Raw genomic sequence first — 12,951 nt, 5'->3', positions numbered from 1 at the left:
GGGCCACCGGGCCCCTAGGCGCTCTGCCTCAGGCTCCTGCCGCGCATCAGGGAGGCGAGGGCCGAGGCGAACTCCACGGGGTCCACGGGCAGCGTCACCGCCGCGTCCGCGCGGCTCCACGTGGCCAGCCAGGCGTCCTGCGGCCGGCCGATCAGCAGCAGCACGGGCGGGCAGTCGAAGACCTCGTCCTTGATCTGCCGGCACACGCCCATGCCGCCCATCGGCACGGCCTCGCCGTCCAGGACGCAGATGTCGATGCCGCCCTTGTCCAGCTCGCTGAGGACGGCGGCCGGAGTGGCGCACTCGATGAACTCCACCACCGGGACGTCCGGCGCGGGCCTGCGCCCGGTCGCCAGCCGAACCTGCTCGCGAGTGTTGGAGTCGTCGCTGTAGACCAGCACCGTGGCGGTCGGCTGCATTGTTCCTCCGAGACGTCTGCGTCGTACGGAAAGGCCCGTTGCGGCGGATGTTACTCCGTTCAACACCACGTCAACACCGGTCCTGACGGCAGCAACACTCCGAACGGCACCCCCCGGAGTGAGGGCGGGATAAGCGACCGACATAATGTCGGTCGTGGCGACAGCAACGACAGTAGATACCGGGCACGCGCACCCGTCGGTCAACCGGCCGAACCTCACCAGCGTCGGAACCATCATCTGGCTGAGTTCCGAGCTGATGTTCTTCGCGGCCCTCTTCGCGATGTACTTCACCCTGCGATCGGTGACCGGTCCGGATCACTGGAAGGAGATGGCGAGCCATCTCAACCTTCCGTTCTCCGCGACGAACACCACGATCCTGGTGCTCTCCTCACTGACCTGTCAGCTCGGCGTCTTCGCGGCCGAGCGCGGGGACGTGAAGAAGCTCCGGGGCTGGTTCATCATCACCTTCGTCATGGGTGCGATCTTCATCGGCGGTCAGATCTACGAGTACACGGAGCTGGTGAAGAAGGACGGGCTCTCCCTGTCCTCCGACCCGTACGGCTCGGTGTTCTACCTGACCACCGGCTTCCACGGCATGCACGTGACAGGCGGCCTCATCGCCTTCCTGTTCGTCCTCGGCCGCACCTACGCGGCCAAGAGGTTCACCCACGAGCAGGCGACCGCGGCCATCGTCGTGTCCTACTACTGGCACTTCGTCGATGTCGTGTGGATCGGCCTCTTCGCCACGATCTACCTGATCAAGTAGCGGGGCCCGTCCCGCGTGCGCCCGCGCGGCGCACAACCCAAAAGCATCGACGCAGAAGATCCTGACACCGGGGTAATCCGTGAAAAAGCTCTCCGCACGACGACGCCATCCGATGGCGGCACTCGTCGTCCTACTCCTCGCGCTGGCATGCACCGGGGGGCTGTACGCCGTGTTCGCGCCCGCGAGCAAGGCGCAGGCCGATGACACCGCCCAGTCCCTTGCCATCGACGAAGGCAAGAAGCTCTACTCCGTGGGCTGCGCAACCTGCCACGGAACCGGCGGTCAGGGCACCACCGACGGTCCGAGCCTGGTGGGTGTGGGCGCCGCGGCCGTCGACTTCCAGGTCGGCACCGGCCGTATGCCGGCCCAGCAGCCGGGCGCGCAGGTCCCGAAGAAGAAGGTCATCTACACGCAGGCCGAGATCGACCAGCTGGCCGCGTACATCTCCTCCCTGGGCGCCGGCCCGTCCGTCCCGACGAAGGCGCAGTACGGCCCCGACGGCGCCGACATCGCCAAGGGTGGCGAGCTGTTCCGCACCAACTGCGCGCAGTGCCACAACTTCACCGGCAAGGGCGGTGCGCTGACGCACGGCAAGTACGCGCCTCCGCTCGAGGGTGTCGCCCCGAAGCACATCTACGAGGCCATGCAGACCGGCCCGCAGAACATGCCGTCGTTCCCCGACACCACGCTGTCGGAGCAGAACAAGAAGGACATCATCGCGTACCTGAACGCGGTCAACGGAGACGACACCGAGAGCCCCGGCGGCCTTGAGCTGGGCGGACTCGGCCCGGTCTCCGAGGGCCTGTTCGCCTGGATCTTCGGACTCGGCGCGCTGATCGCGGTCGCCGTCTGGGTCGCCGCTCGGACCGCAAAGGCCAAGAAGTCATGAGTAGCCAAGACATTCCAGAAGAGAACCTGCCCGCTGAGCAGGACGCGCACGGCGCCGTAGGCATCGCGGACGAGAAGGACCCGTTCGCCGATCCCGGCCTGCCGCCCCACGAGCACCGGATCCAGGACATCGACGAGCGGGCCGCCCGGCGGTCCGAGCGCACGGTGGCCATGCTGTTCACGGTGTCGATGCTGGCCACGATCGGCTTCATCGCCTCCTACGTGGCGATCCCGCACGACAAGGCCATCTACGTCTTCCCGATCGGCCACATCAACGCGCTGAACTTCGCGCTCGGCCTGACCCTCGGTCTGGCCCTGTTCGCGATCGGCGCGGGCGCGGTCCACTGGGCCCGCACCCTGATGTCCGACGTGGAGATCGCCGACGAGCGGCACCCGATCGAGGGCCTCGCCCGAGGTCAAGGCCAAGGTCATGGCCGACTTCAAGCAGGGTGCCAAGGAGTCCGCGCTCGGCCGTCGCAAGCTGATCCGCAACACGATGTTCGGCGCGCTGGCCCTGTTCCCGCTCTCCGGCGTCATGCTGCTGCGCGACCTCGGTCCGCTGCCGGGCACCAAACTCCGCCACACGCTCTGGTCCAAGGGCAAGCTCCTCGTCAACATGAACACCAACGAGCCGCTGCGTCCCTCCGACGTCGCCGTCGGCTCGCTGACCTTCGCCAAGCCCGAGGGCCTGGAGGAGAAGGACGAGAACTTCCAGACCGAGATCGCCAAGGCGGCCCTGATGATCGTCCGGCTCCAGCCGGAGAACATCAAGGACAAGCAGGAGCTCGACTGGTCCTACCAGGGCATCGTCGCGTACTCGAAGATCTGCACCCACGTCGGTTGCCCGATCTCCCTGTACGAGCAGCAGACGCACCACGTGCTGTGCCCCTGCCACCAGTCCACCTTCGACCTCTCCGACGGTGCCCGGGTGATCTTCGGCCCCGCCGGTCACGCCCTGCCGCAGCTGCGCATCGGCGTGAACAGTGACGGCTACCTCGAAGCGCTCGGCGACTTCGAGGAGCCCGTCGGTCCTGCCTTCTGGGAGCGCGGATGAGCACCAACCAAAACACCGAGGCCCGGCGTGGCAAAGCGCCGGCCGGCGAGCGCGTCGCCGACTGGGCCGACGGCCGGCTGGGGATCTACTCCCTGGCCAAGTCCAACATGCGCAAGATCTTCCCCGACCACTGGTCGTTCATGCTGGGTGAGGTCTGCCTCTACAGCTTCATCATCATCATCCTCACGGGTGTGTACCTGACGCTGTTCTTCCACCCGTCGATGAACGAGGTGGAGTACCACGGCAGCTACATCCCGCTGCAGGGCCAGATGATGTCCGAGGCGTTCAACTCGACCCTGCACATCTCCTTCGATGTGCGCGGTGGTCTGCTGATCCGGCAGATCCACCACTGGGCCGCGCTGATCTTCCTCGCGGGCATGTTCGTGCACATGATGCGCGTGTTCTTCACCGGCGCGTTCCGCAAGCCGCGTGAGGTCAACTGGCTGTTCGGCTTCCTGCTGTTCGTCCTGGGCATGTTCACCGGCTTCACCGGCTACTCGCTCCCGGACGACCTGCTCTCCGGCACCGGTGTCCGCTTCATGGAGGGCGCGATCCTGTCCGTGCCGGTCGTCGGCACGTACCTGTCGTTCTTCCTCTTCGGCGGCGAGTTCCCGGGCGGCGACTTCGTGGCCCGCTTCTACTCGATCCACATCCTGCTGCTGCCGGGCATCATGCTCGGCCTGGTGGTCGGCCACCTGATCCTGGTCTTCTACCACAAGCACACGCAGTTCGCGGGTCCCGGAAAGACGAACAACAACGTCGTCGGCATGCCCCTGCTGCCGGTGTACATGGCGAAGGCCGGCGGCTTCTTCTTCCTGGTCTTCGGTGTCATCGCGGCCCGTCGCGGCGATCGCCTCGATCAACCCGATCTGGGCCATGGGCCCCTACCGTCCGGACCAGGTGTCCACCGGCGCCCAGCCCGACTGGTACATGGGCTTCTCCGAGGGCCTGATCCGTACGATGCCGGGCTGGGAGATCAACCTCTGGGGCCACACGCTCGTCCTGGGCGTGTTCATCCCGCTGGTGATCTTCCCGCTGGTCCTGGTCGCGATCGCGGTCTACCCGTTCATCGAGGCCTGGGTCACCGGCGACCGGCGCGAGCACCACATCCTGGACCGTCCGCGTAACGCCCCGACGCGTACCGCGTTCGGTGCCGCGTGGATCTCCTGGTACTTCGTCCTGCTCGTCGGTGGCGGCAACGACCTGTGGGCCACGCACTTCCACCTGTCGATCAACGCGATCACCTGGTTCGTGCGGGTCAGCTTCTTCGTGGTGCCGGTGCTCACCTTCGTCGCCACCAAGCGGATCTGCCTCGGCCTGCAGCGCCGGGACAAGGACAAGGTGCTGCACGGCCGCGAGTCCGGCATCATCAAGCGCCTGCCGCACGGTGAGTTCATCGAGGTGCACGAGCCGCTCAGCCAGGAGGCGCTGCACACCCTCACGGCGCACGACCAGTACAAGCCGCTCGAGCTCGGCCCGGCGGTCGACGAGAACGGCGTCGAGCGCAAGGTCAAGGGCTCCCAGAAGCTGCGCGCCAAGCTCAGCGAGGCGTACTACGGCGAGGAGTCGCAGATTCCGAAGCCGACCGTCGAGGAGTACAAGGAGATCACGAGCGGCCACGGCCACCACTGATCGCTGCGCTCGCCACGCGCACCCGAGGGCCCCCGTCCGATCTCCGGACGGGGGCCCTTCGCGATGCCCCGGCCTGGATAGGGTGGGCACACACTGCGTCACATCCACGACATGTCTACGACCATCAGGAGCGGCCCCATGAGCGCTGTGACCCCCGCTGGAGGCGACACCGCGGCGGGCCGTTCCTGGCCCGTGCTGCTGAACGGCCTGCTGACCGGCAGGGACCTGTCCACCGACGACACCGCCTGGGCGATGGACCTCATGATGCGCGGCGAGGCGACCGACGCGCAGATCGCCGGCTTCGTGGTGGCGATGCGGGCCAAGGGCGAGACGGTCGAGGAGATCAACGGCCTGGTCCGCACGATGTACGAACACGCGAACGTCATCGAGGTGCCGGGCCCGACCGTGGACATCGTCGGCACCGGCGGCGACGGCGCGAAGACGGTGAACATCTCCACCATGTCGTCGATCGTCGTCGCGGGCACCGGCGCGCGGGTGGTCAAGCACGGCAACCGCGCCGCGTCCTCGGCGTCCGGGGCGTCCGACGTCCTGGAGAAGCTGGGCGTCAACCTGGAGCTGCCCGTGAAGCGGGTCCCCGAGGTCGCCCAGGAGGCTGGGATCACCTTCTGCTTCGCCATCAAGTTCCATCCGGCGCTGCGCCATGTGGGCGCCGCCCGCGGCCAGTTGGGCATCCGCACGGTGTTCAACGCGCTCGGCCCGCTGACCAACCCCGCCAAGGTGCGGGCGCAGGCGGTGGGCGTGGCCGATCCGCGCATGGCGCCGATCGTGGCCGGGGTCTTCGCCGAGCGCGGCAACTCCTCCCTGGTCTTCCGCGGCGACGACGGTCTCGACGAGCTGACGACGACGGCCACGTCGCGCGTGTGGATCGTCCGGGACGGCAAGGTCACCGAGGAGTCCTTCGACCCCCGTGACGTCGGCCTCGACCTGGTGCCGGTGGAGGCGCTGCGGGGCGGGGACCCGTCGTACAACGCGGAGGTCGCCCGGCGGCTGCTCGACGGCGAGAAGGGCCCCGTACGGGACGCCGTCCTGCTGAACTCGGCGGCCGCCCTGGTGGCGCTCGAGCCGACGGAGGCCCCCCTGGCCGACCAGCTGAGGGCCGGCATGGCGAAGGCCGCCGAGTCCATCGACTCCGGCGCGGCCAAGCGGGCACTGGAGCGCTGGGTGGCGGCCAGCAACGCCTAGGACGGGTGCCGAGCGCGGTCCCGTCATCCGGACACGGGTTGCGGGACCGCGATCACTTCCCGTACGTTCCTGTACCAGGTCATGAGTGACAGTCATGAGGCCCCGGCCGACTGTCCGGCAACCCTCCGTCCGTGGCGGGGTGCCCCGGGTGAGGACCAGGCCGTAGGCACTGAGGTCTACGGCAAGCGCGGACCCCTCGCACACCAGGGGTCCTGGTCTCCGAGGGAGTCTTCCGTGAGCAAGCGAATGCGATAGGGCGCCGAGCCCCGCCTCCGCACGCCCCTTTTCACTCTTCTCTTGTCACGGGAGTTTCCCATGTCCGTCTCCACCGCTGCCTCCACCCAGACCGTTTGCACCCATCTGCCCGTTCTGGGCAGGGATGTCACCGTCCCGCTCGTCACCGGTGGCGAGGTGACCTACGCGGCGCTCGACTACGCCGCCAGCGCGCCCGCCCTCCAGCGCGTCTGGGACGACGTCGCGGCCTACGCCCCGTACTACGGCAGCGTCCACCGCGGTGCCGGCTACCTCTCCCAGCTGTCCACCGACCTCTTCGAGAACGCCCGCCGGACCGTCGCCGAGTTCCTCGACTGCCGCGCCGACGACCAGGTGGTCTTCACCCGCTCGACGACGGACTCCCTCAACCTCCTCGCCCGCGCGCTGCCCGCCGACTGCCGGGTCTTCGTCTTCGAGACCGAGCACCACGCGAGCCTGCTGCCCTGGCAGGACGCCCACGTCACCTACCTCGACGCCCCGCGCACCCCGGCCCAGGCCGTGACGACCCTGGAGCGCGCCCTCGCCGAGCGCGACCCGCGCGGCCCGGCCCTGGTCTGCGTCACCGGCGCCTCGAACGTCACCGGGGAGCTGTGGCCGGTGCGCGAGCTGGCCGCGGCGGCCCACGCGCACGGCGCCCGCATCGTCCTGGACGCCGCCCAGCTCGCCCCGCACCACCCCGTCTCCGTCCGTGACCTGGACGTCGATTGGGTCGCCTTCTCCGGCCACAAGCTGTACGCCCCGTTCGGGGCGGGGGTGCTGGCCGGCCGTGCCGACTGGCTGCGCGAGGCCGACCCCTACCTCGCGGGCGGCGGCGCCAGCCGCAAGGTCACCCGGCGCGAGGACGGGGGAGTGGATGTGGAGTGGCACGAGAGCGCGGCCCGCCACGAGGCCGGCTCCCCGAACGTCATCGGCGCCTACGCCGTCGCGTCGGCCTGCAAGGCCCTCACGGAGGCCGGCTTCGACTCCCTGGTGGCCCGCGAGCGGCACCTGATCGGCAGGGTGCGGGCGGGACTGGCCGAGGTCCCGCAGGTGAAGGTGCTCTCCCTCTTCGGCGACGACGCCGAGCGGGTCGGCGTCATCTCCTTCGTCGTCGAGGGCTGGAACAGCTCCCACTTCGCCGCCGCCCTCTCCGCCGAGTACGGCATCGGTGTCCGCGACGGCCTCTTCTGCGCCCACCCCCTGGTCCGCACCCTGCTCGGCTCCGCCCCCCGGGCGCAGGGCGAGTGCGGCGCTCCCGAGGCCGCGCCTGGGGAGAAGTCCTTGAACGCGATCCGGGTGAGCTTCGGCGCGGGCACCCCGGACGAGCACGTGGAGCGCTTCGTCGGCGCCGTGAAGGAACTGGTGAGCGCCGGCGCGAAGTGGACCTACCGGACGCAGGACGGCCGCTGCGTGCCGGCGGTCTGACCGGGTCGGCGGACGGCGCTCAGGAGTCGAGGCCGATCGCGAACGCCGCCTCCAGGTCGTGCTGGGAGTAGGTGCGGAACGCGACGTGCGTGTCCGTGGCCTCGACACCGGGGATCTTGCTGATCGAACCCGGGATGACCTCCGCCAGGTCCTCGTGCCGGCGCACCCGCACCATCGCGATCAGGTCGTAGGTGCCGGTCACGGAGAAGACCTCGCTGACGGAGTCCAGCCCGGCGATCCGCTCGGCGATCTCGGGGATCCGGTCCACGCTGGTCTTGATCAGGACGATCGCGGTGATCACGGCTGGTTCTCTCCCTCGGGGGCCGGAGCTGGGGCGGCCCTCACTTTAGTCGTACGGCGCACACCCGCCCACGCGCAGACGAAGCCCAGCCCGAAGCCCAGCAGGTGCGCCAGGTACGCCACCCCGGGCCCCTGCGGGGCCCGCCCCGCCGCCAGCCACTGCAGGCTCACCCAGAAGGGCAGCACGACCCAGGCGGGGAAGCGCAGCGGGAGGAAGAAGAGGAACGGGAGCAGGCTTGTGACCCGGGCCCCGGGGAAGAGGTACAGGAAGGCGCCCAGGACCGCCGAGACCGCCCCGGACGCGCCGACCAGCGACTGCCCGGACGCGGAATTGGCCGCCGCGTACCCCAGCAGGGCCAGGTAGCCGCAGGCGACGTAGAAGACGGTGAACCGCACGCGGCCCATGCGTTCCTCGGTCATCACCCCGAAGACGAACAGGAAGAGCATGTTGCCCAGCAGGTGCACCCAGCTGCCGTGCACGAAGAGGGCCGTGGCGGGCGTCAGGGCGGCCCGGGGAGAGCCCGCGAAGAGCTCGGCCGGGACCACGCCCCAGCGGTGGAAATAGGCGCGCTGCGCGGCGAGGATCGCGTCGCCGGAGCCGTAGGCGGGATTCAGGCCCGCCGCCGGGCCGGCCACGAAGACCAGGCAGCACAGCGCGATCAGCGCGTAGGTCACCGGCGCCGAGGGACGCCGGAACGATCTGCTGACGGTCGTGCTCCGGTTGCCGATCATGGACAGAGCATGACGTAACAGGATGCAGCAGCACAGACCGCCTCGCCGCCGTGGACGGACCAGCGGCGGGTCGCCGCCAGGCCTTAGGGTTACGGCCACACGTGTCAGGGAAACTGGCGCGTCACGGACACTAGAAGGAAGAGCACAGTCACGATGACGGTTCCCCTGCCGACCGCCACGACGCGGTGGCGCTGCACCCTCTGCGGCAACCTCACGCGTTTCGACGTGACCCGCTCGTCGAAGGTCGTCGAGTACGTCCACCTCGACCTCGCCGGTGAGCCGAAGATCGAGGAGCGCGAGGTGGTCAGTGAGACCATCGAGTCGGTGCGCTGCCGCTGGTGCAACGCCGTGGATCAGGTGGAACTCGTGGACAGGCCGGGCGCCGACTCCTGAGCGGAGCGGCCTCGCACAGGTGATGGGGTGTGACGGATGGTGGAGACACAAGGCGGGGGGCCGGGCGACGGCGCCGCCGAGGTGCTCGACCGTCCGCTGCCCGACGGCGTGCGCCGCAGAGTCGTGCAGATCGTCTCCGACGGCTTCGGCTCGCTGACCGTCGCCGAACTGCCCGCACAGCTCAGGCAGTACGCCCGGTTCGCCCCGAACCGGCGGGCCAAGTTCGCGGGCAACGCCATGGCGGCCGCGCTGGAGACCGAACCGCTGTTCAGGCAGCGTATCGGAGAGAAGCTGAGAGAGGCCCAGCCGGAGCTCGCCGGCGCCCTCGACTCCGGCTCGCCGCCCCCGGCCGCGGATCCGCTCGACGTGGCGGCCGCGGCCTATGTGCTGCGCCCCGCGGGCTGGGTGAAGCTGGTGACCGCGGCCGGCGAGGAGGCCCAGCGGGCCGACGCCGAGCGCGCCGACGAGGAGAGCCGGGCCGAGCTGGAGCGGCTGCGCGAGGAGCTCGCCGCCGCCCGCGACCAGACGCGCGCCGAGACCGAGCGGCTGCGCCTGGAGCTGGAGTCCGCCAAGAAGGAAGCGGAATCGCTTCACCGCAAGCTGCGGGCCGCCCTCAGCGACGTCAAGCGCGGCGAGGCCGCCCTGCGCAAGGTGCAGGGCGAGATGGAGGCCGCGCGCGCCGAGGGGCAGGCGCAGGTGTCCCTCGCCGAGACCGAGGCCCGGCGGCTCAAGGCGCGGCTCGGGGAGGCCGAGGCGGCCCTGGAGGCCACGCGCAAAGCAGCGCGGGAGGGGCGCAGTGTCGAGGACATGCGCGTCCGTCTGCTTCTGGACACCGTTCTGGACGCGGCGCAGGGTCTGCGGCGTGAACTGGCCCTGCCTCCGGTGTCCGTGCGGCCCGCGGAAACCGTGGACGCGGTCGAACCGGGACGAATGACCCCGAAGGACATCGCCGCGCGCGCCCTGTCCGAGCACGATCCGGCCGTTCTCGACCAGCTCCTGGCCCTGCCACAGGCGCACTTGGTGGTCGACGGCTACAACGTGACCAAGACCGGCTATCCCCAGATGCCGCTGGAGAAGCAGCGCCTGCGGCTGCTGGGGCAGCTCTCGCAGCTGGCCGCGCAGACCGGTGCCGAGGTGACCTGCGTCTTCGACGGGGCCGAGCTGGCCGCTCCCGTGCTGCTGGCGCCGCCGCGGGGCGTGCGGGTGCTGTTCTCCAAACCGGGTGTCACCGCCGACGAGTTGATCCGGCAGCTGGTGCGCGCCGAGCCGCCGGGACGGCCGGTCATCGTCGCCTCCACCGACCGGGAGGTCGCCGACGGGGTGGCCCGGGCAGGCGCCCGGCCGGTCGCGTCTGCCATGCTTCTGCGGCGGCTGTCCTGAAGGTCGAAGTTGCGGTCTCAATGACCGAATTGGCGGTATCGTCACGCAACGTAGTGTCAACCGCGCATCACTGCATGTGAGTTGTGTGTAAAGAATGCATGCCGTGACGAGATTTTGCTCCTGAGGATTTGAACTGATCACGAGTAGGTCACTAGGGTCTGGCCTCGAACCTCCGAGCGGGTGATCACTCAAAAGAAGGAGTTCACCTCCGTGGCGTCCCACCGTCGACCCAAGCAGCCGAGCCGAGCGCGCGTGACCGTGCTCACCACCGCAGCCGCTGCAGCCGTAGCCTTCAGCGCCAACGCCGCCAACGCGGCGCCGAGCGAGAAGCCCTCCAAGGACGAGGTCAAGGCGAAGGTCGACAAGCTCTACGAGCAGGCCGAGCAGGCCACCGAGAAGCTCAACGGCGCCAAGGAGAAGCAGGAGAAGCTCCAGAAGGAGATCTCCACCATCCAGGACAACGTGGCCCGCGGCCAGGAGGAGCTCAACGAGCTCCGTGACTCCATAGGCATGGCGGCCGCCGCGCAGTACCGCACCGGCAGCATCGACTCCTCCGTCCAGCTGTTCCTGTCGTCGAACCCCGACGACTACCTGGACAAGGCGTCCACCATGGACCAGCTCAGCGCCCAGCAGGTCGACGCGCTGAAGAAGATCCAGGAGAAGCAGCGCGAGCTCGCGCAGCAGCGCTCCGAGGCCTCCGACAAGCTCAAGGACCTCGCCGCCACCCGCGCCGCGTTCGCCGCGCAGAAGAAGGACGTCCAGGGCAAGCTCGCCCAGGCGCAGAAGCTGCTCAACTCCCTGACCGCCGCCGAGCGCGCCGCCCTCGCCGCCGCGGACCAGCGGGCCAGCCGCAGCGCGAGCGAGCGGGTGGACCTCGGCAACACGCCGGCCGCCTCCGGCCGGGCCCTCGCCGCCTTCCACGCCGCCCAGACCCAGATCGGCAAGCCGTACTCCTACGGCGCCACCGGCACCGCCGCCTACGACTGCTCGGGCCTGACCTCCTGGGCCTACGCCCAGGCCGGCGTCACCATCCCCCGCACGTCCCAGGAACAGGCGAACGCGGGCACGCGGATCTACAGCCAGAGCCAGCTCCAGGTCGGCGACCTGGTGATCTTCTACAGCGACCAGCACCACGTCGGTCTCTACGCCGGCAACGGCATGGTCCTGCACGCCCCCCGCACCGGCACCAACGTGCGCTACGAGTCGATCGGCAACATGCCCTTCCAGTTCGGCGTCCGGATCTGACGCCGGTACCCCGTCGGTCGGGTCGCAACACGACCCCCGAACGGGCGAATTACGGCAACCTGCGCCGACCCCACGCCCCGCCTATGACCTGCGTCAGAGGCGGGGCGTCACTGTGCGTGGCCGTGGAGGTCTTTGGCCGGGGCCCTTCCGCGCGGCTACTGTCTGCCGCGTTTCCCCGCAGCGCGGGGAGACAGTCCCTGTCGCCAACGGAAGGAGCGCGGGTCGCGTGGGGTCCCATCGCCGCCTTGCACCGTCGTCCGGGTTCAACCGGGGCGCCGGCGCCGCTCTGTGTGTCCTGTCCGCCGCGGCCGCCGCCCTCGGCGCCGTACCGGCGAACGCCGCGCCGCACGACGACACCAGGGCCGAGGTGGACCGTCTCTACGAGGAGGCCGAGAAGGCCACCCAGGCCTACGACAAGGCCGACGAGACCGTCGACACCCTGCGCCGCGAGGTGCGCGCCGCGCAGGACCAGATCGCCCGCCGCCAGCTGCGCGTCAACTCCATGCGGGAGGAGCTCGGTTCGCTGGCCGGCGCCCAGTACCGCTCCGGCGGCATCGACCCGACCGTCGCCCTGCTCTTCTCCGACGACCCGGCCGACTACCTCGACAAGGCCTCCGTCCTCGACCGGATCAGTGCCCGCCAGGCCGGGCAGCTCAAGGATCTGCAGTCCACGATGCGCCAACTCGCCCAGGAACGCGGGGAGGCCGCCCACAAGCTCGCCGAACTGGAGCGCAGCCGCAAGGCGGTCATCTCGCACAAGAGGACGGTCGAGCACAAGCTCGCCAGGGCCCGCGAACTGCTCAACTCCCTGCCGTACGCGGAACGTGCCGCCTACGACCGGGCCTCCCGCTCCGGCCGCGACGACATCCCCGACCTCAGCGGTGTCGTCCCGCCCGACGGCCGTGCGGCCGCCGCCATCGCCGCGGCCCGCTCCGCGCTCGGCAAGCCGTACGTGTGGGGCGCCACCGGCCCCTCCGGCTTCGACTGCTCGGGCCTGATGCAGTGGTCGTACGCGCACGCCGGCGTCCATCTGCCGCGCACCTCGCAGGAGCAGCGGTTCGCCGGGCATCAGGTGCCGCTCTCCCAGGCACAACCCGGTGACCTGGTCGTCTACCGGTCCGACTCCAGCCATGTGGCGATGTACGTCGGCAACGGTCAGGTGATCCACGCGCCCTATCCGGGTGCCCCCGTGCGCTACGACCCCGTCAACATGATGCCGGTGTCGTCCGTCACCAGGGTCTGACCACGGCGCCGAATCCGCC

The 12,951-nt window shown here is 69.7% G+C and carries 11 protein-coding genes, 2 pseudogenes and 1 riboswitch; of the genes and pseudogenes, 10 read left to right on the top strand and 3 right to left on the bottom strand.

The genetic code is table 11. The features are described 5' to 3' along the window. Positions 1 to 14 precede the first annotated feature (14 nt). The gene (locus tag LN251_RS05150) at positions 15 to 419 is read right to left on the bottom strand and encodes a hypothetical protein (RefSeq protein WP_458243312.1); all 405 of its coding nucleotides are present in this window, start codon (positions 417 to 419) and stop codon (positions 15 to 17) included. A gap of 145 nt (positions 420 to 564) precedes the next feature. On the opposite strand from LN251_RS05150, the gene ctaE reads away from it, so the two are divergent. The 6 genes and pseudogenes from ctaE (at position 565) to LN251_RS05120 (ending at position 7,639) form a co-directional block, all read left to right on the top strand. Beyond that, on the top strand, positions 565 to 1,185 hold the full coding sequence (gene ctaE, locus LN251_RS05145; RefSeq protein ID WP_058925780.1) for an aa3-type cytochrome oxidase subunit III: 621 nt from the start codon (positions 565 to 567) through the stop codon (positions 1,183 to 1,185). A gap of 79 nt (positions 1,186 to 1,264) precedes the next feature. Continuing rightward, entirely contained in the window at positions 1,265 to 2,074 is an 810-nt protein-coding gene (gene qcrC, locus LN251_RS05140) for a cytochrome bc1 complex diheme cytochrome c subunit (RefSeq protein WP_458243311.1), read from the top strand. Continuing rightward, positions 2,071 to 3,127: pseudogene (qcrA, locus tag LN251_RS05135) on the top strand (cytochrome bc1 complex Rieske iron-sulfur subunit). Before qcrC ends, qcrA begins: the two are co-directional and overlap by 4 nt. After that, positions 3,124 to 4,759: pseudogene (gene qcrB, locus LN251_RS05130) on the top strand (cytochrome bc1 complex cytochrome b subunit). The pseudogenes qcrA and qcrB overlap by 4 nt, the downstream one beginning before the upstream one ends. Positions 4,760 to 4,897: 138 nt before the next feature. Continuing rightward, positions 4,898 to 5,962, top strand: a complete 1,065-nt coding sequence (gene trpD / locus LN251_RS05125) for an anthranilate phosphoribosyltransferase (protein ID WP_458243310.1) — start codon at positions 4,898 to 4,900, stop codon at positions 5,960 to 5,962. A gap of 77 nt (positions 5,963 to 6,039) precedes the next feature. Beyond that, a riboswitch (SAM riboswitch) is annotated at positions 6,040 to 6,156 on the top strand. 121 nt (positions 6,157 to 6,277) lie between these two features. Beyond that, positions 6,278 to 7,639: an aminotransferase class V-fold PLP-dependent enzyme gene (locus LN251_RS05120; RefSeq protein WP_458243309.1), complete on the top strand. Its 1,362-nt coding sequence runs from the start codon at positions 6,278 to 6,280 to the stop codon at positions 7,637 to 7,639. A 19-nt stretch (positions 7,640 to 7,658) separates the two neighbouring features. On the opposite strand, the gene LN251_RS05115 is transcribed toward LN251_RS05120, so the two are convergent. Further along, a complete protein-coding gene (locus tag LN251_RS05115; RefSeq protein WP_058925786.1) occupies positions 7,659 to 7,940 on the bottom strand; it encodes an Lrp/AsnC family transcriptional regulator in 282 nt (93 codons plus the stop codon). Beyond that, a complete protein-coding gene (locus LN251_RS05110; RefSeq protein WP_458243308.1) occupies positions 7,937 to 8,671 on the bottom strand; it encodes a rhomboid family intramembrane serine protease in 735 nt (244 codons plus the stop codon). The genes LN251_RS05115 and LN251_RS05110 overlap by 4 nt, the downstream gene beginning before the upstream one ends. A 153-nt stretch (positions 8,672 to 8,824) precedes the next feature. On the opposite strand from LN251_RS05110, the gene LN251_RS05105 reads away from it, so the two are divergent. From LN251_RS05105 to LN251_RS05090, 4 genes are all read left to right on the top strand, one after another. Beyond that, complete coding sequence (locus LN251_RS05105) at positions 8,825 to 9,064, top strand: hypothetical protein (RefSeq protein ID WP_189781655.1); 240 nt, start codon at positions 8,825 to 8,827, stop codon at positions 9,062 to 9,064. 36 nt (positions 9,065 to 9,100) lie between these two features. Beyond that, complete coding sequence (locus LN251_RS05100) at positions 9,101 to 10,444, top strand: NYN domain-containing protein (RefSeq protein WP_458243307.1); 1,344 nt, start codon at positions 9,101 to 9,103, stop codon at positions 10,442 to 10,444. Between the two features lie 210 nt (positions 10,445 to 10,654). Beyond that, positions 10,655 to 11,689, top strand: a complete 1,035-nt coding sequence (locus LN251_RS05095) for an NlpC/P60 family protein (RefSeq protein WP_458243306.1) — start codon at positions 10,655 to 10,657, stop codon at positions 11,687 to 11,689. 226 nt (positions 11,690 to 11,915) lie between these two features. Next, a complete protein-coding gene (locus tag LN251_RS05090) occupies positions 11,916 to 12,932 on the top strand; it encodes an NlpC/P60 family protein (RefSeq protein ID WP_458243305.1) in 1,017 nt (338 codons plus the stop codon). Positions 12,933 to 12,951: the final 19 nt, after the last annotated feature.

The sequence above is a fragment of the Streptomyces sp. MAI_2237 genome (genome assembly GCF_054189285.1).
The sequence above is the reverse complement of the archived record's forward strand: the minus strand, read 5'-3'. Positions and strand labels throughout refer to the sequence as shown.